The following is a 26351-nucleotide window of genomic DNA, read 5'->3' on the forward strand; positions in this document are numbered from 1 at the left end:
GTCAGTCATCCTTGTCTGTCCTGAACCACTCCAGCAGGTCCACCGGAGTGTTGTTTTCTCTCAGCTCCATATAGAGCGTTTCGGTCTGCCTCGCACCCGTATCCTGGTCGGCGGCGTTCAGCACCACATCTTCGGTGCCATCAGCGCCGCCCATCAGGCCCACCGGGCTGCCGCCCGGAAGCACCTGTCCCGTCTCACCATAAACCACGTCGAGCCCCGCCAGCACCAGCAAAAATCCGGCCTGCGGTTCGAGGATGATCACGTTTCCGTAATCCAGAAGCGGCCCGCGATAGCGCACGGTCGCCGCAGTCGGGGTGGTCACGAGCGCGCGCGGGCGCGTCACCAGCACCACGCCGGGGCGGGTGATCCCGGCGGCGTCGGCCTCGCCCGGACGGCGCAGGATGCGCCCGTCGACCGGCAGCGCAAGCTTTCCCTTGCGGTCCTCGATCCCCGGCAGGCTGCCCGGAACCTCGTTCTCGGCGATCTGGGACAGGCCGCTGGCGAAGCCCTCCAGCGTATCGGTCGAGGCGATCAGCAGCGCGGTCTTGAGCGGGTCCGCGCTGAAGCGGCGCGGCAGGTCGGTGCGGTCGGCGATGGCCTGGCTGAGGGCTGTGCGCGCCGCCTGCACGCCGGTCAGTCCCTTTTGCAGCTTGTCGGCGGCATTTTGCTGAAGCATCCGCAACATGCCGACCTCCTCGAGCTTGGCGCGCAGCGTGTCTGCGCGGGCATTGAGCGCAGGCGCGACATCCGCCACGATCATCCCCGAACGCGCCGTGCCCACCGGCCCGGCGGGATGCAGCATCAGGACCGGCGCGGGGCTCTCGCCCATCGCCATCAGCACGCCCAGCAATTGCGCGACCTCGTCTTCGCGCGCGGCCAGCTCGCGGCTCAGCGTCTGCTCGCGGATCGCGGCGCGGCGCAGCCCCTCGCGCATGGCCTGCAAGCCGTCCTCGTAGGCGTGGATCGTTTCGGACAAAGCCTTGACGCGGTTGCGCGCGCCCTCGGTCGCCTCCAGCAGGGCGCTGGCCCGCGCCAGCCGGTCGGCGGCGGCGCGCGCATCGCTGGCCGGATCGCCGCTTGGCTGCGCGCTCGCGCCAAAGGCCATCAGAAGCCCGATGAGAAGCGCGCCCAGCCTCATGTCTGCAACAGGCTCTGCCCGGTCATTTCATCGGGCTTGGGCAGGCCCATCAGCTCCAGCACCGTCGGCGCCAGATCCGCCAGCCGGCCCGCGCGCAGCCGAGTGCCAGCCGGCCCGCCGACCAGGATCGCGGGCACCGGGTTGAGCGTATGCGCGGTATGTGGCCCGCCGGTTTCTGGGTCCACCATCATCTCGCAATTGCCGTGATCGGCGGTCACGATCATCGCGCCGCCCTCGCGTTCCAGCGCCTCCATCACCCGGCCAAGGCCAAGATCCACCGCCTCGCAGGCAGCCATCGCGGCCTTGAGATCGCCGGTATGGCCGACCATGTCCGGGTTGGCGTAGTTCACCACGATCAGGTCGAAGGCGTCTTCGATGGCGCGCACAAGGTGATCGGTCACCTCCGCGGCGCTCATCTCGGGTTGCTGATCATAGGTCGCCACCTTGGGCGAGGGCGCCATATAGCGTTCCTCGCCGGGTTCGGGGTCCTCCTTGCCGCCATTGAGGAAGAAGGTCACATGCGGGTATTTCTCGGTTTCGGCCAGGTGGAACTGCCGCTTGCCCTGCTTGGCGACCCACTCGCCCAGCGTGTTGACGATCTCGCGCGCCGGAAAGACCGTGCGCATATAGCGGTTGTGATCCTCGGAATATTCCACCATCCCCAGCATCGCCGCCCAATCCGGGCGCGGTGCGGCGTCAAAGGCGTCAAACGCCGGATCGCCCACCGCGCTCAGGATTTCCCGCGCGCGATCGGCGCGGAAATTGAGGCAGAAGAACCCGTCGCCATCGCGCGCACCGGCATAATCGCCGATCACCGTGGGGCTGACGAATTCATCTGTTTCCGAGCGCGCATAGGCATTCGTCACCGCGATGCGCGCGCTGCTGGCGCGCGGCCCCCTGGCGTGGATCATCGCCTGATAGGCCTCTTCCACGCGCTCCCAGCGGTTGTCGCGGTCCATCGCGAAATAGCGCCCGATCACCGTGGCGATGGTGACGCCCTCGCCCAGCCGCGGTTCAAGCCGCTCCAGATAGCTGCGGGTGGATTTGGGCAGGACGTCGCGCCCGTCGGTCAGCGCGTGCAGGGCCACCGGCACCCCTTCATCCGCCAGCGCGCGGGCGGCGGCGACAATGTGGTCGATATGGCCATGCACGCCGCCATCCGACACCAGCCCCATAAGATGCGCGGTGCCGCCGGTTTCCAGCATCCGGGCGATGAAATCCTGCAAGGCGGCGTTGCGCCGAAAACTGCCATCCTCGATCGCAAGGTCGATCTGCCCCAGATCCATCGCCACCACGCGCCCCGCGCCGATATTGGTATGACCCACTTCGGAATTGCCCATCTGCCCCGTCGGCAGGCCCACATCGGGGCCGTGGGTGATCAGGGTGGAATGCGGGCAGGTGGCCATCAGGCGGTCGAAATGCGGGGTGTCGGCCAGCACCGGCGCATTGGCCTCACGGCGCTCCGAAAGGCCCCAGCCGTCGAGAATGCACAGGACAACGGGTTTGGCGCTCATGATGGTTTGCTCCTGCCTGAATGCGGGCCTTCTAACGCTTCACGGCGCCGGGGTGAAGCGCAGAAAGCACCGCGCCCGGAATGGCAGTGGCTAGACGCTGTCGAAAACGCTGTGGCATGAGGGCCGCCATACGCGCCCTCGGCAAGACCTCGCCGACCGCGCCTATGCCCGGTGATAGGGGCTGCCCGCCAGGATCGAGGCGGCGCGGTAAAGCTGTTCGGCCAGCATCGCGCGCGCCAGAAGATGCGGCCAGACCATCGCGCCGAAAGACAGGCTGAAATCGGCCCGCGCCCGCAGCTCGGGGGCGATCCCGTCGGCGCCGCCGATGATGAAGGCCAGATCGCCGCGCCCCTCGTCGCGCCAGCCCGCCAGCCGCCTGGCGAAATCGGGCGAGGACATCACCGTGCCGCGCTCGTCCAATGCGGCGATCAGCGCGCCATCGGGAAGGCCGCGCTCCAGCAGCGCCGCTTCGCCCGCCCGCCCGCCGCCCTTGCGGTCTTCGACCTCGCGCATGGAAATCGGGCCAAGCCCCAAGGGCCGGCCCGTCCGGTCAAAGCGGGTCATGTAGTCGTCGATCAAGTCGCGTTCCGGGCCGGTCTTGACCCGGCCCACCGCGCAGATATGGACGCGCATTCAGCTTTCGGCGGTCGCGGCGGCCCGTGCGGGCTGCCACATTTTCTCAAGCTGATAGAACTCGCGCACCTCGGGGCGGAACACATGGACGATCACGTCGCCCGTGTCGATCAGCACCCAGTCGCCCGCGTCCTTGCCCTCGATCTTGCTCAGGATGCCGAACTCGTGCTTGAGCCGGTCGGCCAGCTTCTCGGAAATCGAGGAAACCTGGCGCGAGGACCGGCCCGAGCAGATCACCATGTAGTCGGCCATCGCGGATTTGCCGCGAAGGTCGATCTGCACGATCTCTTCGGCCTTGTCTTCGTCAAGTGAGGTCAGGATGCGGTCAAGCTGCGCTTCGCTTGTCACGTCCATCACGGGCGCCATGACGGCCGCCCCCTGTTCAGCAGCTCCGGCCGCATCGGTCGTAAAAGACAGGACATAGTCCTCCTTCGTTGCACACCGCTCATCGCCCCGGTGCCGGGCCTGATAACAAGGTAGCAAGTGATGCATGTCTTTTCAATGAATCGAAATGAATTGCGGCCATAACGCGCCAATGGGCGTTGCCGATCTGCCAATGCCGGATGCGCGGGGCGGCGTGCGCCTCTGTCACGCCTCGTCCAGCATTCGCACCTCGCGCTGCGGGAAGGGGATCGAGATGCCGTGCTCCTGGAACGCATCCCACAGCGCAAGATAGACATTGCCGCGGATATTGGTCAGCCCGCCGGTCGGATCCCTGATCCAGAAACGCAGCAGGTAATCGACACTGCTGTCGCCAAAGCCCACGATATGGCAGACCGGCGGCTTGAATTCCAACACCCGCTCGACGCTCTTGGCGGCGTCGATGGCGATCCGGCGCACCTTGTGGGGGTCGTCCGAATAGGCGGTGCCGAATTCGATGTCGAGCCGCACGTAATCGTTGGAATGCGACCAGTTGACCACCTGCCCGGTAATCAGGTCCTCGTTGGGAATGAGATATTCGCGCCCGTCGCGCGTGGTGATCGACACGTAGCGCGCCCCAAGGCTGTTGATCCAGCCGAAGGTCTCGCCCAGCGAGATCACGTCGCCCGGCTTGATCGAGCGATCGAGCAGCAGGATCACCCCCGAAACCAGGTTCGACACCACCTTTTGCAGGCCAAAGCCAAGCCCGACACCGATCGCGCCCGACAGCACCGCCAGCCCCGTCAGGTCCACGCCCACCGCCCTGAGCCCGATGAAGAAGGCCGCGCCGTAAAGCAGCACCTGAAGGATCTTTTCGGCCAGCACCTGCATCGAGGGCGAGATTTCCTCGTTGCGCCGGATCTGCGCGGCACTGCTGCGCGACAGGAACCGCGCGCCGAACATCAGCACCGCCAGCACCGTGATCGCCTGCAACACCAGCCACACCGACAGGCGCATGTCGCCCAGGTCGATGGCGATCCGGTCCAGCAACGCCTGCGTATCGTCGGTCAGGCCCAGGATGCTGAGCGTCACCCATGTCCAGGCCGCATAGCGCACCACGCTGCGCAGGAAGCCGTTGACGATCAGCCTTGTCGCCAGTGCGATCAGCAGCCAGGCCAGCGCCAGGTTGCCAAGGACCGTCAGCAGGTAGGACCGGCTTGGCCATGTCATGGCCTGCATGGCCCAGACCGTCGGCCAGATCGTCAGCACGAACAGGATCAGCCGAAACCGCCGGTGCAGCATGACCAGCAGGCGCAGCCGCCACTTGGGCCAGCCCTCGCGCGCGCGAATCCACGCATGCAGCCGCGGGCCAAGCAGCCGCGCCAGCAGATGCGCGGCCAGGAACAGGGTGGCGGCGATGGCGATCTGGTAGATGTTCCAGGGTCGCATCAACTGATCAGCAAGAATCTGCGCCTTCAGCCAGAGGCCGGTGGCGATCTCCTGCGAGGTTTCAAGTGCGTTCTCTTCCATCACCCGGAAGGATTACACGCAGGCGATCCGTCAACAAGCCTGCTCTGGACAAAGCGGGGCCAAGACGTTCATTTACCTCCCAAACCAGTGGAGGCCATGATGACGACAGCGATGATCACCCATTCCGACTGCCTTTCGCATGTCACCCCGCCGGGGCATCCCGAACAGGTGGCGCGGCTCGAACGGGTGCTGGCGGCGTTGCAGGGGCGCACGCTCGAGCAGATCGAAGCGCCGCTGGCGCGGATCGAGGATCTTCTGCTCTGTCACCCGCAGGACCATATCGACCATATTCGTGCCGCCGAACCCGAGGACGGCATCGCGCAGCTCGATCCCGATACCTGGATGTCGCCCGGTTCGGTCGATGCGGCGCTGCGCGGCGTCGGCGGCGCGCTGGCCGGGGTCGACATGGTGCTGGCGGGCAAGGCCGCCAATGCCTTCCTCGCCACCCGCCCGCCAGGGCATCACGCCGAAACCGCCAGGACGATGGGGTTTTGCCTCTTTGGCACTGTCGCCATCGCCGCGCGTCACGCGATGGAGCGCCACGGGCTCAGCCGTGTCGCGGTGGTGGATTTCGATGTGCATCACGGCAATGGCACGCAGGATCTTCTGTGGTCCGAGAAACGCAGCCTGTTCATCTCGTCGCATCAATACCCGCTCTGGCCCGGCTCTGGCCCGGCCAGCGATACCGGCGCCCATGGCAACGTGATCAACCTGCCGCTCGATCCGGGCACCAATGGCGCGGCCTTCCGCGCCGCCTACGAGGAAACGGTGTTTCCCGCGCTCGACGCCTTCGCGCCCGAATTGCTGCTGATCTCGGCCGGGTTCGATGCCCATCAGGACGACCCTCTGGCGGGCCTGCGCCTGACCGAGGATGATTTCGCCTGGGTCACCGGGCGGCTGTGCGACCTGGCCGACACCCATTGCGGCGGGCGCGTGGTCTCGTGCCTCGAAGGGGGTTATGACCTCGATGCGCTGGCCGCAAGCACGGCGGCCCATGTGGATGTGCTGATCGCGCGCGGCGCCTGACGGGACAGGCGCGCGCGCCGATCAGCGCGCGCCTCATTCGCTCCAGTCATGGACATGCACGTCGCGCCCGGAATGGCCTTTCATGATCCTGACCGCCAGTTCCTCGCGCTCCTTGTCGCGGGTGCGCACCCACATCAGGATGCCGCCATGCTTGATCTGCTCTTCGTAGTAATCCTTGTGATGGCGGCCTGCGCGGCGCGCCAGCAGCGTGCCCAGAACCGCGCCGGGAGACCCGCCGATGGCGATCGCCGCGATCGATCCGGCCAGCGTGCTGGCCGGGGTCAGTAGCGCCGACATCGCGATGAAGGAGCCGACGAAGAAGAACCCGCCCGCGATCGCGCCTTCCAGTTCGCCCATCGCCTCTTCGGAAACGAAATGCGCACGCGGCGCCCTCGGGTCGTCCTCAAGGTCGCGCGATTCCCACCAGGCCTTGCCCAGCTTTTCCTCCAGCGCCTTGCGACTGCCCAACAGGCTGATATCGCCGTGGTGAAAGCCCACGGCGCGCAGATCGTAGAAGGCCGCCTGCTGCGCCTCGAAGCTGTCGAATACGCCGACCGCCTCGGGCACACGGATCACGCTGGTCCTGTCCTGCTTGTCGTCCTTGCCGCTCATGCGTCTCTCCTTTCGCGCTGTTGATGCCTTCCACTCTAACGCATCGCCTTGCGCCGTACAGTGATCCGTATCAATGAGCGCTCACCAAAGCGCAGAGGTCTTGTCAAGGCGCGGCCAAAGTGCAACCCATGCCCAACCCCTCGTCCACAAAGGAGCAACGGATGCGTGCCGGTCTGGTCTTGCTGTGCCTCGCCTATGTGCTGAGCCAGTTCTTTCGCGCCTTTCTCGCCGTCCTCGCGCCCCTTCTCGAGCGCGATATCGGCACCGGGCCGGATGTTCTGGCGGTGGCGTCGGGGCTGTGGTTCCTGTCCTTTGCGATCATGCAGCTGCCGGTCGGCTGGGCGCTGGACCGGATCGGGCCGCGCCGCACGGCCTCGGTGCTGCTGCTTCTGGGGGGCGGGGGCGGCGCGCTGCTCTTTGCCCTGGCGCAGGGCGCGCTGCATATCCACCTGGCGATGCTCTTGATCGGGGTGGGCTGTTCGCCGGTGCTGATGGCCTCCTATTACATCTTCGCGCGCCAGTTCGCGCCCGCGCGTTTCGCCACGCTGGCGGCGCTGATGCTGGGGGTGGGATCGCTGGGCAACCTCGTGGCCTCCTATCCGATGGCGCTGGCGGCCGAGCTGATGGGCTGGCGCGCGGCGCTGGTCGCTCTGGCGCTGATCTCGGGGGCGGTGGCGCTGGGTATCGCGGCGCTGGTGCGCGATCCCGAACCGGCGGCGGGGGATGCGCGCGGCTCGGTTCTGGATCTTCTGCGGATGCCCGCGCTCTGGGCGATCTTTCCGCTGATGTTCGTGGCCTATGCGCCCTCGGCGGCGGTGCGGGGGCTGTGGATCGGGCCTTACATGGGCGATGTCTTCATGCTCGACACCGGACAGATCGGGCAGGTGACGCTGGTCATGGGCGTGGCGATGATCTGCGGCACGCTGTGCTACGGCCCGCTCGACCGGATCTTCCGCACGCATAAATGGGTGATCTTCACCGGCAACCTTCTGGCGGCGCTGGCGGCGCTGGCGCTGGCGGCGACGGTGGGGCAGGGGGTCGTGCTCTCGGTGGTGCTGGCCGCGGCGCTGGGGTTCTTCGGTGCGTCCTTCCCGGTGATCATCGCCCATGCCCGCAGCTTTTTCCCGCCCCACCTGGCGGGGCGCGGCGTGACGCTCCTGAACCTCTTCGGGATCGCCGGCGCGGGTGTTGCGCAGTTCGTCTCGGGGCCGGTCCATGCGGCGGGGCTGGCCGTGGGCGGCATCAGCGGTGCCTATGTCGCGCTCTTCGCGTTCTTCGGCATCGTCCATCTTGTCGGCGTGCTGATTTACCTGTCCAGCCGCGACAGCGTGCTCTGACGCGGCCCCTTTCATCCGGGCGCGCATCGGTATATGACGCCGCTTCCGAAACCTCTCATGATCTGGAGATTGAAAAATGGGGTATAAGGTCGTCGTCGTGGGCGCCACGGGCAATGTGGGCCGCGAAATGCTGAACATCTTGGCCGAGCGCCAGTTCCCGGTGGACGAGATCGCCGTGCTGGCGTCGCGCCGCTCGCTGGGAACCGAGGTGAGCTTTGGCGACAAGACCCTGAAGACCCAGGATCTGGACGCGTTCGACTTCACCGGCTGGGATATCGCGCTCTTCGCGATCGGCTCGGACGCCACCAGGACCTATGCGCCCAAGGCCGCCGCCACGGGCTGCGTGGTGATCGACAACTCGTCGCTCTATCGCTACGACCCGGACGTGCCGCTGGTGGTCCCCGAGGTGAACCCCGAGGCCGTGGACGGCTATTCCAGGAAGAATATCATCGCCAATCCCAACTGCTCGACCGCGCAGATGGTGGTTGCGCTCAAGCCCCTGCATGACCGCGCCCATATCAAGCGGGTGGTGGTCAGCACCTACCAGTCGGTGTCGGGCTCGGGCAAGGACGGCATCGACGAGCTGTGGGATCAGACCAAGGCGGTCTACAACCCCACCCAGGAAGTGCCGCCCAAGGTCTATCCCAAGCAGATCGCCTTCAACGTGATCCCGCATATCGACGTCTTCCTCGAGGATGGCTCGACCAAGGAAGAATGGAAGATGGTCGCCGAAACCAAGAAGATCGTCGATGACGCGATCAAGGTCACCGCGACCTGCGTGCGCGTGCCGGTCTTCGTCGGCCACGCCGAATCGATCAATATCGAGTTCGAGGAGTTCCTCGACGAGGACGAGGCGCGCGACATCCTGCGCGAGGCGCCGGGGATCATGGTGATCGACAAGCGCGAGGATGGCGGCTACGTGACGCCGGTCGAATGCGTCGGCGATTTCGCCACCTTCATCAGCCGTATCCGCCAGGACAGCACCATCGAGAACGGCCTGAACCTGTGGTGCGTCAGCGACAACCTGCGCAAGGGCGCGGCGCTGAACGCGGTTCAGATCGCCGAGACACTGGGCAACCGGGTGCTGAAAAAAGGCTGATCCGTATCGGGCGCTGCGCCCGGTCCGTCCGGTTCTGCCGGTTCGGTCAACGCGATTTCGGGCGTCCCCTCGGGGGCGCCCTTTTCGTCGGGGGCAAGGTGGCGTTCGGTCAGCCTTGCATGCGGGTGCCCCGGAAAGGGCGCGCGCAACCGGCGCATCAGGCGGGCATGGCTGAACCCCAGTTCGGACGCCTTGCAGATGCGCCTGTCGCCCGGCCAGTCATGCAGCGCCAGCCCGCCGCCCGCGGCGCGCAGAATGTAGCCCTTGGCGCGAAGCCGCGCCTGAAGGTCGCCCCAATCCGCCGCTCCGGCCAGGTCGGGGGCGAGGCGCGCGCGCAAGGGCGCGACAAGCCGCTCATCCGCCCTGACAGGCGGTTTCGCATGGGCGCGGGAAATCTCGCGCGCCAGCAGGTCGCGCACCAACTGGCCGACTGTCACGTCGCGCGCCCGCGCGATGCGGCTGGCCGCGCGCAGCATGTCGGTATGCATCTTCATCTCGATCCGTTCCAGCGTCATGGCGCCATTCTGCCCGCCGATGGTTAGCAAAGCGTGAATCCGCGCGGACAGGCAAACCGGCCTTGCCTTCCGCTTCCCTGCAAGGGGATAGTCGGCGCGCACCACCTCAAGGAGATACTCCGATGCGCGCCCTCGCCTGTCTTCTCATTCTCACCCCCGCCGCCCTATGGGCCGGGGACATCCCCCTCACCAGCCAGGTCGCCGCCGTGACCCTTTATCCGCAAGGCGGCAGCGTCATCCGCGAGGCCGCCTTCAGCGCGCCCGCCGGTCAGCACCGCCTGATCCTGGCCGATCTGCCCGACTCCACGCCGCTGGCCTCGGTGCGCGTCTCGGTCGATGGCGCTGCGATGGGCGGGGTGGCGCTGCGCAACGATTACGTCCCGCCGCGCGACGATGAAACCGACGCCGCGCTCGACGCTGCCCGCGCGCAGGTGGAGCAGCTGGAAGAGGCCCTGCGGACCGGCGAGGCCGGGGTTGCCCGCATCGAACTCGAACAGCAGGCGGCGCAGTCGCGCGTCGCGTTCCTTGAACAGCTCGGGCAGGGCGATTCCGTCGCCGGAATGGACGCCGCCGCGCTGCGCGACCTTGCGATGATGATCGGGCAGGAAACACTTGCCGCGCGGCAGGCCGGCCTTGATGCCGGGCTGCGCGCCGACGCCGCCGACCGCGCGCTCGCGGATCTGCGCGACGATCTTGCCAAGGCCCGCGAAGCCCTGCGCGCGCTGGTGCCCCAGGACACGCCGCGCGCCATGCTGGCCGTCTCGGTCGATGCCGACACCGCCACCGAAGGGCGCGTGACCGTCAGCTACACGATCGACCGGGCGGGCTGGCAGCCGGTCTATGACCTCAAGCTCGCCCGCGCCGGAGGGGACCTGAGCATCGCGCGCGGCGCCTTCATCCACCAGTCCACCGGCGAGAACTGGCGCGATGTGGCGCTGTCGCTCTCGACCCTGCGCCCCTCGGAACAGACCAGTCCGGGCGAAATCCGGCCGTGGCTGCGGCGCATCCACGACCCCGAGGCGATCCGGCCCAAGACGCTGATGCGCGGGGCCGCCGACGGCGCCGCCGAAGGCGCCGCACCGATGGCCGAGGCCGCGCCAATGGTGCAACAGGCCGAGGCGCGCTTTGACGGCCTCTCGGTCAGCTATGACTATCCCGGCCGGGTCTCGGTCGCCTCGGGGGCCGACCGGCTGCGCATTGCGCTTGGCACGCTCGACATGACGGCCGAAACCGTTGCGCGCGCGGTGCCGCTGATGGATGACCGCGCCTTCCTGATGGCCGCTTTCACCAATGACAGCGACGAGGTGATCCTGCCCACCGGCGAGGCGCGCTTCTACCTTGATGGGCGTTTCACCGGCCAGCGCGCGATCGGCCTCATTCCGGCGGGCGGCGAGGCCGAGCTTTCCTTCGGCCCGATCGACGGGCTGCGCCTCAGCCGCATCGTCGAACAACGCTCCGAGGGCGACCGCGGCGTCATCACCCGCTCGAACGGACAGACGGAACGCGTGCGCATCGAGGTCGAGAACCTGACCGGGGAATCATGGCCCGTGCGGCTTCTCGATCGCGTGCCCTATTCCGAGCAGGACGCGCTCGAGATCGACTGGAGCGCCAGCCCCGCGCCCGACACGACGGATGCCGAGGACAAGCGCGGCGTGCTGGGCTGGTCCTTTGATCTCGCCGCCGGACAGGGCCGCGAGATCACGCTCGACTATTCGCTGCAATGGCCGCGCGACAAGGTTCTGCGCTAGCGGGCGCGCCCCGCCGCGATCCGCGCTCAGATCGGTACGAAGGAATCGCTCGCCGGGTCATATTGCTCGACCCCGCCTTCGCCGATCTCGTGCCACAACCCATGCAGGCTCAAGGTGCCCGCCTCCATCGCGTCGGTCACGAAGGGAAAGGTCAGGAGGTTCTCGAGCGAGATCATCACCGCCTGTCTTTCCAGTGCGCCACGGCGCTTGTCGTCGTCGGCGATGTCCTTCACCCGCTCATAACCGGGGCGCAGGATATCCATCCAGCGGCCCACGAAGCTGGATTTCTCCTCGAGCGCGGGGGCATTGCCGGAACACATATCCATGCAACCCTGCACGCCGCCGCAATTGGAATGTCCCATCACGATCACATGCGCCACCTTCAGCGACGTGACCGCGTATTCCACGGCCGCCGAGGTACCGTGCTGCGCGCCGTCGGGCTGATAGGGCGGCACCAGGTTGGCGATGTTGCGGTGTATGAAGAACTCGCCCTGGTCCGCACCGAAGATCGAGGTGACATGGACGCGGCTGTCGCAACACGAGATCATCATCGCGCGCGGATGCTGCCCCTCCTGCGCCAGACGGCGATACCAGGTCTGGTTCTCTGAATACGCGGTGGCTTTCCAGCCGTGATAGCGGTGCACCAGATAGGTCGGCAGCGGGCGTGCTTGTTTCATAGTGTCCCTTGGCGATCTTATGTTCAGCAGCCTTTGATAAAGGGAATTCGTCGTGAATTCGAGAGAGAATATCACTGAACGGAAATCATTTGGGAACCTTCTCGCGCGACACTCCGCCCACTGCATGTGGGGCTTGCGAAGACCGGGGTGAGAACGTGGAACAGGTAACATTGCTCAGACAAACGGAATCCGTGCGCGTGGATGGCACGCGGCTTGATGACCTCGTGGCGCAGCTTGGCCCCTCGGGCGCCGAAAACGTGGTATGCCGCACGCTCGAGGAAGTGGCCGTGCGCCTCTCGCATGCCGAACGCTGTCACCGCGAGGGACGGATTGACGACATGCGCCGCGCGGTGCGCAGCCTGGTCGCGATTTCGGGCCAGATCGGGATGCATGCGCTGGCGCGGGTCGCCAGTGACGTGGTCGCCTGCGCCGACAATGGCGACGCTATCGCCATGGCGGCGACGCTGGCGCGGCTTTTGCGTGTGGGCGAGGCCTGCCTTGACGAACTATGCGACACAAGCGGCGTCACGATCTGACGGCCCCGGCGATTTGATCACTTGCAGGCGCTGTCAGGGCGGCTAGGCTGGGCGCGTGACACCCCAACCCAAGGGAGCGCGCTTCATGGACCTGACCTTCGCCCCCGCCGATGCGGCGGCCATTCCGCTGCATGTCGTCGGACAGAACGATCTTGACGCCTTCTGCGATGCACTGCCTGAAAAGCGGGCGCGCTGGCTGCGCGCCACCGGCTTCAGCGGCGCGCTGGGCAGCATGGCGCTGGTGCCTGATGACGCGGGCGGGATCGCCATGGCGCTGGCCGGTGACGGCACGCCCGAGACACGCGCGCGCGGGCGCTTTCACCTGGCGGGCGCGGCGGGGCTTCTGCCCGAAGGGGTCTATGCGCTGCACGGCCTGCCGCAGGACCGCGCCGCGACCGAATCGCTGGGCTGGCTCATGTCGCAATACAGCTTCGACCACTACCGCGAACAGAAACACACCACCGCGCGGCTGATCGCGCCCGAGGGCGTCGATGCGGCGCGCCTTGAAGCCATCGCCGCGGGCGAGGCCCTGACCCGCGACCTCATCAATGTTCCGGCCTCGGATATGGGGCCTGCGGACCTTGAAGGGGCCTGCGCCACGCTGGCCACCCGCCACGGCGCGTCGATCGAGGTGATCCGGGGCGAGGCGCTGCTGGAACAGAACTTTCCGCTGATCCACACGGTCGGGCGCGCCGCCGCGCAGGCCCCGCGCCTGATTGACATGCGCTGGGGCGACAGCGGCCCGGCGCTGACTCTGGTGGGCAAGGGGGTCTGTTTCGACACCGGCGGCCTTAACCTCAAGCCCGCCTCGGGCATGGGGGTGATGAAAAAGGACATGGGCGGCGCGGCCACGGTGCTTGGGCTCGCGCAGATGATCATGGCGCTCGGGCTGCCCTTGCGGCTGCGCGTGCTGGTGCCCGCGGTCGAAAATGCGATCGCCGGCAATGCCTTTCGCCCCGGTGACATCCTGACCGCGCGCAACGGGCTCAGCATCGAGATCAACAACACCGATGCCGAAGGGCGGCTGGTGCTGGCCGATGCGCTGGCCTTTGCCGCCGAGGAGGACCCCGACCTGATGGTGTCGATGGCCACATTGACCGGCGCGGCGCGGGTGGCCGTGGGGCCGGACCTTTCGCCTTATTACACCGATGACGCGGCGCTGGCCGGGATGCTCGACGCGGCGGCCGATGCGGTGTCCGATCCGGTCTGGCGGATGCCCTTTCACACGCCCTACGAGTCGATGATCGAGCCGGGCATCGCCGATCTCGACAACGCGCCCAAGGGCGGTTTCGCAGGGTCGATCACCGCTGCCTTGTTCCTGCGCCGCTTCGCGGGGCAGGCGCGCTATGCCCATTTCGACATCTATGGCTGGAATCCGGCCGCCGCCCCCGCGCGGCCCAAGGGGGGCACCGGCATGGGCGCGCGCGCCCTGCTCGAAGCCCTGCCCGAGGCGCTCGGGCTATGAGCGACCGCCGCCTGACCCCCGCCAACGCACGCGTCGCGCATGTTTCGCTGCACGGCCACGTGGATGCCCCGCGCTACGCCGAGGGCGAGGCCCGGCTGATCGGCGTGCCCGTCGCCGACCTCCTCGATGCACCCGAAGGGCGGCGCGCGCGCCAGATGCAGATGGGTGAAAGCGTCAATGTTCTGGACACCCATCAAGGCTGGTCCTTCGTGCAGGCCACGCGCGACGATTACGTCGGCTACCTGCGCGACGAGCATGTGAGCGAAGGCGCCGCGCCTACCCACAAGGTCGCCGCGCGCGCCACCCATGTCTATTCCGAACCCGATTTCAAATCGCCCGAGCGCGCATTCCTGGGCCATGGCGCGCGGCTGCATGTGCTCGATGAGGCGGGCCGCTTCCTGCGTACGCCGCAAGGCTTCGTGCCCGCGGCGCATCTGTCGCCGCTTGACGAGGTGGCGGGCGATCCCGTGGACGTGGCGGCGCTCTATCTTGGCACGCCCTATCTCTGGGGCGGGAATTCGGTGCTTGGCATCGACTGTTCGGGGCTGGTGCAGGCGGCCTGCCTTGCCTGCGGCATGGCCTGCCCGGGCGACAGCGACATGCAGGCCGAGGCGCTTGGCGTGGCGCTGCCCGCCGGAAGCGCGCCGCGCCGGGGCGACCTCATGTTCTGGAAAGGCCATGTGGGGTGGCTCAGTGCGCCCGACATGCTGCTGCACGCCAATGTCCATCACATGGCCGTCGCGCATGAGCCGCTGGCCCGCGCCATCTCGCGGATCGAGGTCCAGGGCGACGGACCCGTGACCGCGCATAAACGACTGGAGGGATGATCCCATGTCCGATAGCTTCTTTCACCCTGTCTCGGGGTTCGATCTGCCGCGCTTTGCGGGTGTGCCCACCTTCATGCGCCTGCCCCATGTGCCTGCGTCCCATGAGCGGTTCAAGGATGTGGATATCGGGTTGATCGGCGTGCCCTGGGACGGCGGCACCACCAACCGCCCCGGCCCGCGCCACGGCCCGCGCCAGCTGCGCGACGCCTCGACCATGATCCGCGCGCAGCACCAGGTCAGCGGCATCCGCCCCTTCGAGGCGCTCAACTGCGCCGATCTGGGCGATGTCGGGCCGAACCCCGCCGACATCATCGATTCCATGACCCGGATCACCGAATTCTACGACAGGGTGAAAGCCGCCGGGATCACCCCGATGACCGCCGGGGGCGACCATCTGACGACCCTGCCGGTGCTGCGCGCGCTGGCCCGCGAAGCCCCGCTGGGCATGGTGCATTTCGACAGCCATACGGATTTGTTCCACTCCTATTTCGGCGGCACCATGTATACTCACGGCACCCCGTTCAGGCGCGCCGTGGAAGAGGGGCTTCTGGATCCCAAACGGGTGGTCCAGATCGGCATTCGCGGCACGATGTATGATTCCGAAGACCGCGATTTCGCCCGCGCCGAGGGTATCCGCCTGATCGAGATCGAGGAATTCCACGCCCGTGGCGTCAGTGACGTGATGCAGGAGGCGCGCGCCATCGCCGGCGAGGGCGCCACCTATGTGAGCTATGACATCGACTTCGTCGACCCCACCTTCGCCCCCGGCACCGGCACACCCGAGGTCGGCGGACCAAACAGCTGGCAGGCGCTGCAGGTCTGCCGCGAACTCGAGGGGCTCGATATCGTCGGCGCCGACATGGTCGAGGTCTCGCCCCCCTTCGACGCGTCGGGCGGCACCGCCTTTCTGGGCGTGTCGATCATGTTCGAGCTTCTCTGCGTGATGACCGAAAGCGCCGCCAAGCGCTGAGCGCGCATGTTTCCGGGCGAGGGCCGGGGGGCCAGCCCCCCGGACCCCCCGAGGTATTTATGGCCAGATGAAGGGGCGGGCGGGTGCGCGCGTCAGTCCACCGCGCGGATGAGCTTGCGTTCCAGCACGCGCAGCACGGTCTTGAGGTCGTGGCCGCGTTTCAGGACCTGCCCGTCAAGGCCGATCACCGCGTATTGCCCCTGCTTGTTGCGCAGGCGCGGGCGCTTTTCGATGCGGTAGAGCGGGTGTTCGGCGGTGCGGCGAAAAACCGAGAACACCGCCACGTCGCGCAGGCAGGAGATTCCGTAATCGCGCCATTCCCCGGCGGCGACCATGCGGCCATAGAGCGACAGTATGACGCTCAGTTCCGTACGGTGAAAGGCGACCTGCTCGGGGGTGCCGCGCACCGGAAGCGGGGTGGGCGATTGGAATGTCATGGCCCAGAGTTGCGCCGTTCACCGCTCAAATCAAGATTTTTCGCGCCCCGCGTGGTCTTATCCGCACCAGATCCGGGTGATCCGGTCCTCTTCGTCGAGTTCCACGTTGAGCCGCTCGGCCCGGTAGTCCATCGTCATCGCCGAGCCCGGCGGCAGCACCCGCACCGGGCCGTCGATCGCGCTTTCGTCGAAAGCCGCGCGCTCCTGGCCGACCAGTTGCTGAAGCCCGCCGGCGCCGCATTCATCGGCTTCGGGCATTGGCGGCGGGGCCTCATTGGTCATGCATCCCGCCAGAACAAGCCCGCAAAGGGCCGCCGATCCGTATCGCATCGCTTGGTCTCCTTTTTGGTGCCAGCTTGCCTGCCGGGTCGGCTCCGGTCCATCCCCTGTCGCACATGATATTGAATTCCCGCGCTGTTTCGCTCAATGTCGTCTCGAACGTGAACCGGAGGATCCCAGCTATGCGCACCACAGCCGCCGTCGCCCTGGAGGCGGGCAAGCCGCTTGAAATCATGGACGTCAACCTTGACGGCCCCAAGGCGGGCGAGGTCCTGGTCGAGATCAAGGCCACCGGCCTTTGCCACACCGATGATTTCACCCTGTCGGGCGCCGATCCCGAAGGCCTGTTCCCCGCGATCCTCGGCCATGAGGGCGCGGGCGTGGTGCTCGAGGTGGGGCCGGGCGTCACCTCGCTGGAGCCGGGCGATCACGTCATTCCGCTTTACACGCCGGAATGCCGCGAATGCGACTACTGCCTCAATCCGAAAACCAATCTCTGCCAGTCGATCCGCTCGACCCAGGGGCAGGGCGTCATGCCCGACGGCACCTCGCGCTTCTCGATGCTCGATGGCACGCCGATCCTGCATTACATGGGCTGTTCCACCTTTTCCAACCACAGCGTCCTGCCGGAAATCGCGTTGGCCAAGGTGCGCAAGGACGCGCCCTTCGACAAGATCTGCTATATCGGCTGCGGCGTCACCACCGGCATCGGCGCGGTGATCAACACCGCCAAGGTCGAGATCGGCTCGACCGCGATCGTCTTCGGCCTCGGCGGCATCGGGCTCAACGTCATCCAGGGCCTGCGGCTGGCGGGCGCGGACCAGATCGTGGGCGTCGATCTCAACCCCGGCAAGGTGGACATGGCGACCCGCTTCGGGATGACCGATTTCGTCAACCCGACCGAGGTCGAAGGCGATCTGGTGGCGCATCTGGTCGAGCTGACCGGGGGTGGCGGCGATTACACCTTCGATGCGACCGGCAATGTTCAGGTCATGCGCACGGCGCTGGAATCGGCGCATAAGGGCTGGGGCGAAAGCGTCATCATCGGCGTCGCGCCCGCAGGGGCCGAGATTTCGACCCGTCCTTTCCAGCTGGTCACCGGCCGGGTCTGGCGCGGCACCGCCTTTGGCGGGGCGCGCGGGCGCAGCGACGTGCCCCGGATCGTCGACTGGTACATGGATGGCAAGATCGAGATCGACCCGATGATCACGCATACGCTCAAGCTTGACGAGATCAACAAGGGCTTCGACATGATGCATGCCGGGGAATCGATCCGCTCGGTGGTGGTCTACTGACGCGCCGCCCCGTGCCGATACCCCGTACCGATCCACGCATCGTTGCACATGGCCCTGTGCGGGCCGTGCCCTTGTCGCGGTTGTGAAAGCGCTTAGGCTTCATGCGACATTCAGCACAGCGCGAAAGGACCGATCGGCCATGAGCAAGGACGACAGCTACACGCCCCCCGAAATCTGGACATGGGAGGGCGAATCCGGCGGTCGCTTCGCCTCGATCAACCGCCCCATCGCCGGGCCGACCCACGACAAGGAACTGCCCGTCGGCAAGCACCCGTTCCAGCTCTATTCGATGGGCACGCCCAACGGCGTCAAGGTGACGGTGATGTTCGAGGAGCTTCTGGCCGCGGGCCATGACGCCGAGTACGACGCCTGGCTGATCCGCATCACCAAGGGCGATCAGTTTTCCAGCGGCTTCGTCGAAGCCAACCCCAATTCCAAGATCCCCGCCATGATCGACCATAGCGGCGCCGAACCGCTGCGGGTGTTCGAATCCGGCGCGATCCTGCTGCATCTGGCCGAGAAGTTCGGCGCCTTCCTGCCTGCCTCGGGACCGGGGCGCACCGAGACCCTGAACTGGCTCTTCTGGCAGATGGGCAGCGCGCCCTATCTGGGCGGCGGTTTCGGGCATTTCTATCATTACGCGCCCGAGAAGTGGCAATATCCGATCGACCGTTTCACCATGGAGGTGAAACGCCAGCTCGACGTGCTGGACCGTCAGCTCGCCACGCGCGAATTCATCGCGGGCGATGACTATTCCATTGCCGACATGGCGATCTGGCCGTGGTATGGAAACCTCGTGCTGGGCCGTCAATATGGCGACGCGGCGCGGTTTCTGGACGCCGGAAGCTATGAAAACGTGATGGCCTGGGCGGAAAAGCTGGATGCCCGCCCCGCGGTGCAACGCGGCCGGATGGTGAACCGCACCAGCGGTGAGCCGCATGAGCAGCTTCTTGAGCGCCACGATGCCGCGGATTTCGACACCCGCACACAGGACAAGATCGCCGGTCAGGAGGCCTGATCGCCCGCCCGGCCCACAACGAAAGGAAAAAGGACGCCATGCCCGAACGCACCCCCCTGATGGCGGTCCTGATCGACGCCGACAACACCTCGCCGAAATGGACCGGCGCCATCTTCGAGGAGATCGCCGCCATCGGCGAGGCCAGCGTGCGGCGCTGCTATGGCGATTTTTCCTCGCAGCAGATGAGCGGCTGGAACCGCGTGCAGGCCGAATTCGGCCTTGTGCCGCATCACCAGCCGGCAAATACCGTGGGCAAGAACGCCAGCGATATCGCGCTGGTGATCGACGCGATGGACCTGATGCATTCGGGCCGTTTCGACGGGTTCGTTCTGGTCAGTTCCGACAGCGATTTCACCCGCCTCGCCAGCCGCATCCGCGAACAGGGGCTCGAGGTCTACGGCATTGGCGCGCGCAAGACGCCCGAGGCCTTCCGCAAGGCGTGCAAACGCTTCATCTATCTCGAGAACCTTGGCGCCGAAGGCGCCGAGACCCCGGTGACACCTGACGGCAAATCCCTCAACGAGGCGCGCGATCTGCTGTTCAAGGCGATGGACAGTCTCGATCAGGACAGCGACTGGTATGCGCTCGGGCGGCTCGGGCAGCAGGTGACGGCGGCCAACCCAGATTTCGACACCCGCAGCTATGGGCACCGCAAACTCAGCGATCTGGTGGCCGCGATCAAGGTTCTTGAAACACGGCGCGAGGGCAATCACCTCTATGTGCGCCGCGTCGACTGAGCGCGCCTGCGCTCAGCCCGCATCCACCAGCCCGCGCCCGCGCAGCAGCGCGCCGACCCCCGGCATCCGCCCGCGAAACGCCGTGTAAAGCGCCTCGGGCTCGGCCGCGCCGCCGCGCGACAGGATATGGCGCTCCAGCGCCTCTGCGCGCTCGGGGTCGAACGGCCCCGCGCCCTCCTCGAAGGCGGCAAAGGCGTCGGCGTCCATGACCTCGGACCACATGTAGCTGTAATAGCCACTGGCATAGCCATCGCCCGAAAAGACATGCGCGAATTGCGGCGTGGCATGGCGCATGGTGATCGCCTGCGGCATCCCGACCGCCTCCAGCACCCGCGCCTGCTCGGCCATCGGATCATCCGGCGCGCCGCCCTTGTGAAACGCCAGGTCCACCAGCGCCGAGGCCAGGTATTCCACCGTCTGAAACCCCTGGTCGAAATGCGCCGCCCCCAGCAGCCTGTCCCGCAATTCACCCGGCATCGGCGCGCCGCTGCGATAATGGCGCGCATGGGTCTCCAGGACCTCGGGCACCTCCAGCCAATGTTCGAAAAGCTGACTTGGCAGCTCCACGAAATCGCGCGCCACCGCGGTGCCTGCGATGCTCTCATAGCGCACATCCGACAACAGGTGATGCAGCGCATGGCCGAACTCGTGAAACAAGGTGCGCGCATCGTCAAAACCCAGAAGTGCGGGGTCGCCCTTGGCGAAATTGCACACGTTGATCACCACCGGCCCCTGCGCGCGCGGCACCTTGGCCTGCGCACGCATCGCCGAACACCAGGCGCCCGACCGCTTGGAACCGCGTGCGAAATAATCGCCGATGAACACGCCCACATGACGCCCCGCGCGCGTCACCTCCCAGGCGCGGCAATCGCGGTGATAAAGCGGGATGTCCAGCGCCCGGAACTCCAGCCCGAACAGCCGGTTCGCCACGCCGAATGCCGCTTCGATCATGCCCTCGAGCGAAAGGTAAGGCTTGACCGCCGCCTCATCGAGGTCATGCTCGGCCTGCCTGCGCCGCTCCGCGTAATAGCGCCAGTCCCAGGGGCGCAAATCGTCGTTCACGCCCTGTGCCTGCATCATCCGCGTCAGGATCTCGGCATCCGCCTCGGCCTGCGCGCGCGCAGGTGCCCAGACCTCCATCAACAGCGCCTCGACCCGCTCGGGCGTGCCCGCCATCTCGGTTTCCAGTTTGAACGCCGCGAAACTCCCGTATCCCAGCAGCCGCGCGCGTTCCTCGCGCAGGCGCAGGATCTCACCGGCGATGGCACGGTTGTCGCTTGCGCCGCCATTCGCGCCGCGCGCCGTCCAGGCGCGAAACGCCCGCTCGCGCAGGTCGCGCCTTGGCGAGAATTGCAGGAACGGCACGATCAGCGAGCGCGACAGCGTGATCACCGGGCGCGCGCGGCCCATCTCCCGCCCGGCCTCGCCTGCCGCCGCGATCAGGAACTCCGGCAGCCCCGCCAGCGCATCCTCGTCCAGTTCCATGACCCAGCCTGCCTCGTCCGCCAGCAGGTTCTGCGTGAACGCCGTGCCCAGTTCCGCAAGCCGCGCCATGATCGCGCCCATCCGGTCCTTGGCCTCGCCCTCCAGGGCCGCGCCCGCCCGCAGGAACCGTCGCCGCGTCAGCATCAAAAGCCGCATCTGCTCATCGCTCAAGCCCAGCTTGTCGCGCTTCGCCCACAGCGCCTCGATGCGCCGCATCAGCCCCTTGTTCCCCGTCACCTCCAGCGAATAGGCTGCCAGCCTCGGCCCGAAATCGCGCTGCAATGCCTGGCGCGCCGGTGTGCTGTCCGCACCCGCCAGGCTGAAGAACGCCGCCAACACCTTGGTCAGCACCGCCCCGCTCGCCTCCAGCGCCTCGATCGTGTTGTCAAAGCGCGGCCGTTCGGGATTGTCGGCGATTTCGCGCAATTCGGCGCGCGCCATCTCCAGCGCGGCATCGAATGCGGGCGCGAAATGCGAGTCCTCGATCCTCTCGAAGGGCGCGATCCCGAACGGTCCGTCCCAATCTTCCAGCAGCGGGTTGCTCATGCCTTGGCGTCCTTGTCCTGCAGAGGCCCGCAAACCGGGCAATCGGCGCGCCGGTGCAGCGCGATCTTTCGCGTCTCGCCCCAAAGCGCGTCATGGATCAGCATCTCGCCCAGCAGCGGCTGCCCGGCCCCCGCGATCAGCTTGATCGCCTCCCCGGCCATCATCGCGCCCATGACTCCCGGCAACGGCCCGAGCACCCCCGCCTCGGCACAAGAGGGCGCCAGACCCTCGGCGGGGCGCTCGGGAAAGATGCATTGGTAACAGGGCGTGCCGCGCGCCGGATCGAAAATGCTGAGCTGCCCCTCCCATTGCGACATCGCCCCCGAAATCAACGGCTTGCCCGCCGCCACGGCAGCTTCATTCGCCAGGTAGCGCGTGTCGAAATTGTCGCTCCCGTCAAGGATCACGTCATATTCGGCGAACAGTTCGGCGGCGATCCCGGCGCTCAGCCGCCGCTGATAGGGGCGCACCACCACGGCCGGGTTCTGCGCCTGCATCGCCTCCATGGCCGATTGCACCTTGGGCCGCCCGATATCGGCATCGCGATGGATCACCTGCCGCTGCAGGTTGGAATTCTCGACCACATCATCGTCGATCACCCCGATCGTGCCCACGCCCGCCGCCGCCATGTACAAAAGCGCCGGCGACCCGAGCCCACCCGCGCCGATCACCAGCACGCGCGCCTCCTTCAGGGCCTTCTGCCCCGGCCCGCCCAGCTCCCTCAGAACGATATGGCGCGCATAGCGCTCCAGCTCCGCCTCGCTGAACAGCCCCTTGCGCGCGGATGTCGCGGATGTGTCGCCCGCCTCCCGCGCCGCCGCCCTGCCGCGCAACCGGCGCAGCAGCCCGGCATAAACCAGCCCCAGCGCCACGAACCCCCCGAGGATCAGCCAGAGCGCGGCGCTTTCCCCCGTCGCCATGCGCAGCGGATGCCCGACCGGCAACAACAGATGCAACAGCACCACCGCCGCCCACAGAAACGCGATCATGCCCCATCTCAGGCGCCTCGGGGCGCCCATCGCCCAGCCCACGCCCCAAAGCACCCCGGCCATGACCAGCACCAGCGCCATCAGCCGCGCCCCGTCGATCCGAAGCCGCCTTCGCCGCGCGCGGTCTCCTCCAGTGCCTCGACCGCCTCGAACCGCGCCCGCACCACGGGTGCAACCACCATCTGCGCGATCCGCGCGCCATGTTCGATGTGAAACGCCGCCTCGCCCGCATTCATCACGATCACCCCCAGCGGCCCGCGATAATCGCTGTCGATCGTGCCGGGGCTGTTGGGCAAGGTGATCCCGTGGCGCAGCGCCAGCCCCGAGCGTGGCCGCAGCTGCACCTCGTAGCCTTGCGGAATCGCCAGCCTCAGCCCGGTCGGCACCAGCGCCCGCGCACCCGGCGCCAGCGTCACGCCTTCGGCGCGCGCTTCCGGCGCGAAATTGGCCCGCAGATCGGCGCCCGCCGCCCCCTCGGTCTCATAGGAGGGCAGGCCAAGCGCGCGGTCCGCGCCATCTTCCCAAACGAATGTGATCAGGACCATGCCCGCCCTTTCATCGTTCTCAAAATACTCAAGATCCTCACCCCAGCGTCTGGGCGATCCGCTCGGCCAGCCTGGTGGCGACCTCGGCTTTCGTCATGCGCGGCCAGCTTTGCGCGCCCTCGGAATCGATCAGCGTCACGGCATTATGCGCGCCCCCCATGATGCCGGTGGCGTGGCTCACGTCATTGGCCAGGATCCAGTCGCAACCCTTGCGCTCGCGCTTGGCGGTGGCGTTTTCGATCACGTCATCGGTCTCGGCGGCGAAGCCGATGACCAACGCGGGGCGGCCCGCCTCCATCTGGCTCACGCGCGCCAGGATGTCGGGGTTTTCGGCGAATTCCAGCGCCGGCAGCCCGTCCTTCCCGCCCGGCTGCTTCTTCATCTTGCGCTCGCTCGCGCCGGCGACGCGCCAATCGGCCACGGCGGCGGCAAACACCGCCGCATCGACGGGCAGCGCGGCCTCGACCGCCGCCAGCATCTCCTGCGCGGTTTCGACCCGCTTGACCTCGACATCCTCGGGCGGGGCCACATCGGCGGGGCCGCTCACAAAGACCACCTCGGCGCCCAACGCGCGCAGCGCCTTCGCGATCGCCGTGCCCTGCGCCCCCGACGAGCGGTTGGCGATATAGCGCACGGGGTCGATGGGCTCATGGGTGGGGCCGGATGTGACCAGCACCCGCTTGCCCGCCAAAGGCCCGCCCACCAGCGCGCGTTCCACCGCCGCGACGATCTCCAGCGGCTCGGACATCCGCCCGGGGCCGAACTCGCCACAGGCCATGTCGCCCTCGCCGGGGCCGATCAGGCCGATCCCGTCGCCCTTCAGCGTGGCGATGTTGCGCCCGGTCGCGGGATGTTCCCACATCCGCACATTCATCGCCGGGGCCAGCAGCACCGGCGTATCGGTCGCCAGCAGAAGGGTCGAGGCCAGATCATCCGCATGCCCGCCCGCCATCTTCGCCATCAGATCGGCGGTGGCCGGGGCCACGACGATCAGATCGGCGCTGCGGCTCAGCTCGATATGGCCCATCTCGGCCTCGTCGGTCAGATCGAAAAGATCCCCGTAAACCTTGCGCCCCGCCAGCGCCGAGACCGACAAGGGCGTCACGAATTCCGCGCCCGCGCGGGTCAGAACCGGGGTCACCTGCGCGCCGCGCTCGCGCAGGCGGCGGATCAGGTCCAGCGCCTTGAAGGCGGCGATGCCGCCGCCGATGATCAAGAGGATGCGTTTGGATGCCAGCATGGCGCGTTCCCGTTCCGGTTCCGGTCAGACCCGCGTGACACTAGGCGCGCGGCGGCGGGCTGACAAGGCCGCTCAATCGCCCTTGGCGAAAGCCGCGCAGGGGTCTTCGCGTTCGACCATCGGGGCCGACAGCACCTCGTCGAAGCCGCCATCCAGCGCCCGCCCGTCCTCGGTCTGCCCGATCACCCTGATCTCAAGACCGGGCGCGACGCGCGCAAGATAAGACGGCACACCCCAGTCGCGCCGCGCATGGCCATTGCCGGTGATCACCGCCACCGGCCCGCCCGTGGCCTCGATGGCGCGCATCACGCCATGCGCCAGTTCCGCATCGCGCAGGCGCTGCACCGCCACCATGCCCGGCAGCATCGCCTCGGGCAGGGCGTCGCAATGGGCCTCCATCTGCAAGGCCTCCCGTGCCGCCTGCTCTTGCTCGGGCAGCGGGTCGGTCAGCCCGTAAGCCGCGCCATCGCCCGAGAAAACCACGCCAGGACCGTCCTCGAACACCTTGCGCGCCGCTTCGCGCGGCACCTGCGCGCCAAAGATGCGCGCCTCGGGCGCGGCGGTGAAGATCGGGTGATAAAGCGCGAAATCCGGCCAGCCCGAACCTTCCCAGTCAAGCGCCTCGGCAAGTGCCGCGCGGTCATTCCGGTTGCCGGGCGTCACTGCCTCGGCCTGCGCCGGGGTCAGCATCTCGAAGACCAGCGCCCTTGGCGCGAAGGCGGCGACCATCTTAGCCTGCACCTCGTGATGGGCGGGGTTGTCATGCACCTCGCCCAGGATCAGCACGTCCTGGGCCAGGGCGGCAGCGGAAGGAAGGCAAAGCGCCAGCGCGGCGGCGAACAGGGTTTTCATGCCAGCAGGCTTTGCACCTCCGCGCCATGGCGTTCAAGATGCTTTCGCATCTTCTGGAACGCCGCCGCTTCCAGCTGGCGCACCCGCTCCTTGGACAGACTCAGCTCCTGGCCCAGGCTTTCCAGCGTTCGCGGCGCGTCGCGCAGCTTGCGTTCGCGCACGATGAAGCGCTCGCGCTCATTGAGGATCTGCATCGCCTCGCGCAGCCAGTCGCGCAAGGCGCCAAGGTCGTGATCGCGCTCGACCAGCTCGTCGCCGCGCGGCCCTCCGTCCTCGATCGTGTCGATCCACTCGCGGCCCTCATCCTCCGAGGATTGCGTCGCATTCAGCGAAAAATCACTGCCCGACAGCCGCCCTTCCATCATCTCGACATCGCGCAGCGGCACACCCACTTCGCGCGCGATCGTCTCGCGCAACTGGTGCCCGTCCAGCTCCTCGCCCCGCGCCATCGCCTCGCGCTCGATGCGGGCCTGCACCCGGCGCATGTTGAAGAACAGCGATTTCTGGCTGCTGGTGGATCCGGTGCGCACCATCGACCAGTTGCGCATCACGTAATCCTGGATGCTGGCCTTGATCCACCAGACCGCATAGGTCGAAAACCTGACGCCACGGTCCGGGTCGAACTTGTCGGCGGCCTTCATAAGGCCCAGCCCGGCCTCCTGTATGAGGTCGTTCATCGGCGCGCCGTATCGCTTGAACTTTGCCGCCATCGAGATCGCCAGCCGCATATAGGCGTTGATCAGACGGTGCAGGGCCTCTTCGTCGCGCTCGTCGCGCCACGCATAGGCGAGTTTCAATTCGGTTTCGGCATCCAGCAATTCGGCGCGCATCGCCTTGCGTGACATGCTGCTGCTTCCATTAGGTGCATCAAGTGCCATATTGGCTCTCCAACCTGTCGGGCCGCGGTGAGTTTGGTCCTTTTGCGGTCTTACAGGAGCTGT

At 67.1% G+C, this 26351-nt stretch carries 27 protein-coding genes; 11 read left to right on the forward strand and 16 right to left on the reverse strand.

Translation table 11 applies throughout. The annotated features are described in order from the left end of the window. Position 1 precedes the first annotated feature (1 nt). The 5 genes from N5A93_RS15905 to N5A93_RS15925 all read right to left on the reverse strand — a co-directional run bounded on the left by N5A93_RS15905 (position 2) and on the right by N5A93_RS15925 (position 5175). Positions 2-1138: a murein hydrolase activator EnvC family protein gene (locus tag N5A93_RS15905; protein ID WP_268956083.1), complete on the reverse strand. Its 1137-nt coding sequence runs from the start codon at positions 1136-1138 to the stop codon at positions 2-4. Beyond that, the gene (gene gpmI / locus N5A93_RS15910; protein ID WP_268956118.1) at positions 1135-2655 is read right to left on the reverse strand and encodes a 2,3-bisphosphoglycerate-independent phosphoglycerate mutase; all 1521 of its coding nucleotides are present in this window, start codon (positions 2653-2655) and stop codon (positions 1135-1137) included. The genes N5A93_RS15905 and gpmI overlap by 4 nt, the downstream gene beginning before the upstream one ends. A 159-nt stretch (positions 2656-2814) precedes the next feature. Then, a complete protein-coding gene (gene rlmH, locus N5A93_RS15915) occupies positions 2815-3285 on the reverse strand; it encodes a 23S rRNA (pseudouridine(1915)-N(3))-methyltransferase RlmH (RefSeq protein ID WP_268956084.1) in 471 nt (156 codons plus the stop codon). After that, positions 3286-3651 (reverse strand): ribosome silencing factor, encoded by a 366-nt coding sequence (gene rsfS / locus N5A93_RS15920; RefSeq protein WP_440590579.1) that lies wholly within the window; start codon positions 3649-3651, stop codon positions 3286-3288. A 222-nt stretch (positions 3652-3873) separates the two neighbouring features. Beyond that, a complete protein-coding gene (locus N5A93_RS15925) occupies positions 3874-5175 on the reverse strand; it encodes a mechanosensitive ion channel family protein (protein ID WP_268956086.1) in 1302 nt (433 codons plus the stop codon). Positions 5176-5274: 99 nt separating this feature from the next. Here N5A93_RS15925 and N5A93_RS15930 point away from each other — a divergent pair, with 99 nt between their 5' ends. Next, the gene (locus N5A93_RS15930) at positions 5275-6201 is read left to right on the forward strand and encodes a histone deacetylase family protein (protein WP_268956087.1); all 927 of its coding nucleotides are present in this window, start codon (positions 5275-5277) and stop codon (positions 6199-6201) included. 33 nt (positions 6202-6234) lie between these two features. Here the strand turns inward: N5A93_RS15930 and N5A93_RS15935 are convergent, their stop codons facing one another. After that, positions 6235-6813, reverse strand: coding sequence for a hypothetical protein (locus N5A93_RS15935; protein ID WP_268956088.1), 579 nt, complete (start codon positions 6811-6813; stop codon positions 6235-6237). Positions 6814-6974: 161 nt separating this feature from the next. Here N5A93_RS15935 and N5A93_RS15940 point away from each other — a divergent pair, with 161 nt between their 5' ends. Together N5A93_RS15940 and N5A93_RS15945 are read left to right on the forward strand one after the other, a co-directional pair. After that, positions 6975-8150, forward strand: a complete 1176-nt coding sequence (locus N5A93_RS15940) for an MFS transporter (RefSeq protein ID WP_268956089.1) — start codon at positions 6975-6977, stop codon at positions 8148-8150. 76 nt (positions 8151-8226) lie between these two features. Beyond that, the gene (locus tag N5A93_RS15945; RefSeq protein WP_268956090.1) at positions 8227-9249 is read left to right on the forward strand and encodes an aspartate-semialdehyde dehydrogenase; all 1023 of its coding nucleotides are present in this window, start codon (positions 8227-8229) and stop codon (positions 9247-9249) included. Here N5A93_RS15945 and N5A93_RS15950 read toward each other — a convergent pair. Beyond that, the gene (locus N5A93_RS15950) at positions 9204-9794 is read right to left on the reverse strand and encodes a hypothetical protein (protein ID WP_268956091.1); all 591 of its coding nucleotides are present in this window, start codon (positions 9792-9794) and stop codon (positions 9204-9206) included. The two genes, N5A93_RS15945 and N5A93_RS15950, sit on opposite strands and share 46 nt — an antisense overlap. A gap of 92 nt (positions 9795-9886) precedes the next feature. Here N5A93_RS15950 and N5A93_RS15955 point away from each other — a divergent pair, with 92 nt between their 5' ends. Next, entirely contained in the window at positions 9887-11512 is a 1626-nt protein-coding gene (locus tag N5A93_RS15955) for a DUF4139 domain-containing protein (RefSeq protein WP_268956092.1), read from the forward strand. Between the two features lie 26 nt (positions 11513-11538). Here N5A93_RS15955 and N5A93_RS15960 read toward each other — a convergent pair whose 3' ends face one another. After that, positions 11539-12189 (reverse strand): carbonic anhydrase, encoded by a 651-nt coding sequence (locus N5A93_RS15960; protein ID WP_268956093.1) that lies wholly within the window; start codon positions 12187-12189, stop codon positions 11539-11541. 155 nt (positions 12190-12344) lie between these two features. Between N5A93_RS15960 and N5A93_RS15965 the strand changes: the two genes are divergently transcribed. From N5A93_RS15965 to speB, 4 genes are all read left to right on the forward strand, one after another. Further along, on the forward strand, positions 12345-12725 hold the full coding sequence (locus N5A93_RS15965) for a hypothetical protein (protein WP_268956094.1): 381 nt from the start codon (positions 12345-12347) through the stop codon (positions 12723-12725). A gap of 85 nt (positions 12726-12810) precedes the next feature. Further along, entirely contained in the window at positions 12811-14190 is a 1380-nt protein-coding gene (locus tag N5A93_RS15970) for a leucyl aminopeptidase family protein (protein ID WP_268956095.1), read from the forward strand. Beyond that, the gene (locus N5A93_RS15975; protein WP_268956096.1) at positions 14187-15017 is read left to right on the forward strand and encodes a C40 family peptidase; all 831 of its coding nucleotides are present in this window, start codon (positions 14187-14189) and stop codon (positions 15015-15017) included. The genes N5A93_RS15970 and N5A93_RS15975 overlap by 4 nt, the downstream gene beginning before the upstream one ends. A gap of 4 nt (positions 15018-15021) precedes the next feature. Then, complete coding sequence (gene speB / locus N5A93_RS15980) at positions 15022-15987, forward strand: agmatinase (protein ID WP_268956097.1); 966 nt, start codon at positions 15022-15024, stop codon at positions 15985-15987. Positions 15988-16079: 92 nt separating this feature from the next. On the opposite strand, the gene N5A93_RS15985 is transcribed toward speB, so the two are convergent. Further along, on the reverse strand, positions 16080-16424 hold the full coding sequence (locus N5A93_RS15985; RefSeq protein WP_268956098.1) for a DUF2794 domain-containing protein: 345 nt from the start codon (positions 16422-16424) through the stop codon (positions 16080-16082). A gap of 57 nt (positions 16425-16481) precedes the next feature. Continuing rightward, positions 16482-16754: an I78 family peptidase inhibitor gene (locus tag N5A93_RS15990; RefSeq protein ID WP_268956099.1), complete on the reverse strand. Its 273-nt coding sequence runs from the start codon at positions 16752-16754 to the stop codon at positions 16482-16484. Positions 16755-16885: 131 nt separating this feature from the next. Here N5A93_RS15990 and N5A93_RS15995 point away from each other — a divergent pair, with 131 nt between their 5' ends. From N5A93_RS15995 to N5A93_RS16005, 3 genes are all read left to right on the forward strand, one after another. Continuing rightward, positions 16886-17998 (forward strand): S-(hydroxymethyl)glutathione dehydrogenase/class III alcohol dehydrogenase, encoded by a 1113-nt coding sequence (locus tag N5A93_RS15995; protein ID WP_268956100.1) that lies wholly within the window; start codon positions 16886-16888, stop codon positions 17996-17998. 139 nt (positions 17999-18137) lie between these two features. Further along, positions 18138-19016, forward strand: a complete 879-nt coding sequence (gene yghU / locus N5A93_RS16000) for a glutathione-dependent disulfide-bond oxidoreductase (protein ID WP_268956101.1) — start codon at positions 18138-18140, stop codon at positions 19014-19016. Positions 19017-19054: 38 nt separating this feature from the next. Next, a complete protein-coding gene (locus tag N5A93_RS16005) occupies positions 19055-19753 on the forward strand; it encodes an NYN domain-containing protein (protein WP_268956102.1) in 699 nt (232 codons plus the stop codon). A gap of 12 nt (positions 19754-19765) precedes the next feature. On the opposite strand, the gene N5A93_RS16010 is transcribed toward N5A93_RS16005, so the two are convergent. The 6 genes from N5A93_RS16010 to N5A93_RS16035 form a co-directional block, all read right to left on the reverse strand. After that, a complete protein-coding gene (locus tag N5A93_RS16010; RefSeq protein ID WP_268956103.1) occupies positions 19766-21784 on the reverse strand; it encodes a M3 family metallopeptidase in 2019 nt (672 codons plus the stop codon). Continuing rightward, complete coding sequence (locus tag N5A93_RS16015; protein ID WP_268956104.1) at positions 21781-22854, reverse strand: HesA/MoeB/ThiF family protein; 1074 nt, start codon at positions 22852-22854, stop codon at positions 21781-21783. The genes N5A93_RS16010 and N5A93_RS16015 overlap by 4 nt, the downstream gene beginning before the upstream one ends. Beyond that, positions 22854-23318 (reverse strand): dUTP diphosphatase, encoded by a 465-nt coding sequence (dut, locus tag N5A93_RS16020; protein ID WP_268956105.1) that lies wholly within the window; start codon positions 23316-23318, stop codon positions 22854-22856. The genes N5A93_RS16015 and dut overlap by 1 nt, the downstream gene beginning before the upstream one ends. Positions 23319-23355: 37 nt before the next feature. Next, positions 23356-24558, reverse strand: coding sequence for a bifunctional phosphopantothenoylcysteine decarboxylase/phosphopantothenate--cysteine ligase CoaBC (coaBC, locus tag N5A93_RS16025; RefSeq protein WP_268956106.1), 1203 nt, complete (start codon positions 24556-24558; stop codon positions 23356-23358). A gap of 72 nt (positions 24559-24630) precedes the next feature. Further along, complete coding sequence (locus tag N5A93_RS16030; protein WP_268956107.1) at positions 24631-25410, reverse strand: ChaN family lipoprotein; 780 nt, start codon at positions 25408-25410, stop codon at positions 24631-24633. Next, positions 25407-26288 (reverse strand): RNA polymerase factor sigma-32, encoded by an 882-nt coding sequence (locus tag N5A93_RS16035; protein ID WP_268956108.1) that lies wholly within the window; start codon positions 26286-26288, stop codon positions 25407-25409. Before N5A93_RS16035 ends, N5A93_RS16030 begins: the two co-directional genes overlap by 4 nt. Between the last annotated feature and the right edge of the window lie 63 nt (positions 26289-26351).

The organism is Roseovarius salincola, from assembly GCF_026891095.1.
Classification (GTDB): Bacteria; Pseudomonadota; Alphaproteobacteria; order Rhodobacterales; family Rhodobacteraceae; genus Roseovarius; species Roseovarius salincola.

Excerpts from the sequence above, each read along its gene's own strand:
- N5A93_RS15905 (WP_268956083.1), bottom strand. The coding sequence starts at position 1,138 with ATGAGGCTGGGCGCGCTTCTCATCGGGCTTCTGATGGCCTTTGGCGCG.
- rlmH (WP_268956084.1), bottom strand. The coding sequence starts at position 3,285 with ATGCGCGTCCATATCTGCGCGGTGGGCCGGGTCAAGACCGGCCCGGAA.
- rsfS (WP_440590579.1), bottom strand. The coding sequence starts at position 3,651 with ATGGCGCCCGTGATGGACGTGACAAGCGAAGCGCAGCTTGACCGCATC.
- N5A93_RS15925 (WP_268956086.1), bottom strand. The coding sequence starts at position 5,175 with ATGGAAGAGAACGCACTTGAAACCTCGCAGGAGATCGCCACCGGCCTC.
- N5A93_RS15930 (WP_268956087.1), top strand. The coding sequence starts at position 5,275 with ATGACGACAGCGATGATCACCCATTCCGACTGCCTTTCGCATGTCACC.
- N5A93_RS15935 (WP_268956088.1), bottom strand. The coding sequence starts at position 6,813 with ATGAGCGGCAAGGACGACAAGCAGGACAGGACCAGCGTGATCCGTGTG.
- N5A93_RS15940 (WP_268956089.1), top strand. The coding sequence starts at position 6,975 with ATGCGTGCCGGTCTGGTCTTGCTGTGCCTCGCCTATGTGCTGAGCCAG.
- N5A93_RS15945 (WP_268956090.1), top strand. The coding sequence starts at position 8,227 with ATGGGGTATAAGGTCGTCGTCGTGGGCGCCACGGGCAATGTGGGCCGC.
- N5A93_RS15955 (WP_268956092.1), top strand. The coding sequence starts at position 9,887 with ATGCGCGCCCTCGCCTGTCTTCTCATTCTCACCCCCGCCGCCCTATGG.
- N5A93_RS15960 (WP_268956093.1), bottom strand. The coding sequence starts at position 12,189 with ATGAAACAAGCACGCCCGCTGCCGACCTATCTGGTGCACCGCTATCAC.
- N5A93_RS15970 (WP_268956095.1), top strand. The coding sequence starts at position 12,811 with ATGGACCTGACCTTCGCCCCCGCCGATGCGGCGGCCATTCCGCTGCAT.
- N5A93_RS15975 (WP_268956096.1), top strand. The coding sequence starts at position 14,187 with ATGAGCGACCGCCGCCTGACCCCCGCCAACGCACGCGTCGCGCATGTT.
- speB (WP_268956097.1), top strand. The coding sequence starts at position 15,022 with ATGTCCGATAGCTTCTTTCACCCTGTCTCGGGGTTCGATCTGCCGCGC.
- N5A93_RS15985 (WP_268956098.1), bottom strand. The coding sequence starts at position 16,424 with ATGACATTCCAATCGCCCACCCCGCTTCCGGTGCGCGGCACCCCCGAG.
- N5A93_RS15990 (WP_268956099.1), bottom strand. The coding sequence starts at position 16,754 with ATGCGATACGGATCGGCGGCCCTTTGCGGGCTTGTTCTGGCGGGATGC.
- N5A93_RS15995 (WP_268956100.1), top strand. The coding sequence starts at position 16,886 with ATGCGCACCACAGCCGCCGTCGCCCTGGAGGCGGGCAAGCCGCTTGAA.
- yghU (WP_268956101.1), top strand. The coding sequence starts at position 18,138 with ATGAGCAAGGACGACAGCTACACGCCCCCCGAAATCTGGACATGGGAG.
- N5A93_RS16005 (WP_268956102.1), top strand. The coding sequence starts at position 19,055 with ATGCCCGAACGCACCCCCCTGATGGCGGTCCTGATCGACGCCGACAAC.
- N5A93_RS16010 (WP_268956103.1), bottom strand. The coding sequence starts at position 21,784 with ATGAGCAACCCGCTGCTGGAAGATTGGGACGGACCGTTCGGGATCGCG.
- N5A93_RS16015 (WP_268956104.1), bottom strand. The coding sequence starts at position 22,854 with ATGGCGCTGGTGCTGGTCATGGCCGGGGTGCTTTGGGGCGTGGGCTGG.
- dut (WP_268956105.1), bottom strand. The coding sequence starts at position 23,318 with ATGGTCCTGATCACATTCGTTTGGGAAGATGGCGCGGACCGCGCGCTT.
- coaBC (WP_268956106.1), bottom strand. The coding sequence starts at position 24,558 with ATGCTGGCATCCAAACGCATCCTCTTGATCATCGGCGGCGGCATCGCC.
- N5A93_RS16030 (WP_268956107.1), bottom strand. The coding sequence starts at position 25,410 with ATGAAAACCCTGTTCGCCGCCGCGCTGGCGCTTTGCCTTCCTTCCGCT.
- N5A93_RS16035 (WP_268956108.1), bottom strand. The coding sequence starts at position 26,288 with ATGGCACTTGATGCACCTAATGGAAGCAGCAGCATGTCACGCAAGGCG.